1 pseudogene is annotated in these 255 nt (G+C 38.4%); it reads left to right on the top strand.

The annotated features are described in order from the left end of the window. Positions 1-255 (top strand): annotated as a pseudogene (locus KI375_RS27205) (IS5/IS1182 family transposase); the annotation flags it as partial.

The raw sequence follows: 255 nt of genomic DNA, 5'->3' as shown, positions 1-255 counted from the left end.
CGGCGGCTACGCTTACCACAGGTGAGAAAAATGATGGAAAACAATTAGAAACACTGATTGAAAAAAGTATGGAAGCTGGCATGGATGTAGAAACCGTTATTGGAGATGCAGCTTATTCTGAAAAGGGGAATATTGAATACACCAGTGAAAAGGAAATGGAGTTAGTAGCCAAATTAAATCCTTCCGTAACCCAGGGCTATCGAAAAAAAGAAGATGAATTTGAGTTTAATAAAGATGCGGGAATGTATGTCTGTA

The sequence above is a fragment of the Bacillus sp. J14TS2 genome (genome assembly GCF_018333015.1).
GTDB lineage: Bacteria > Bacillota > Bacilli > Bacillales > Bacillaceae_C > Lederbergia.
This window is presented reverse-complemented; position numbering and strand designations above follow the sequence as displayed.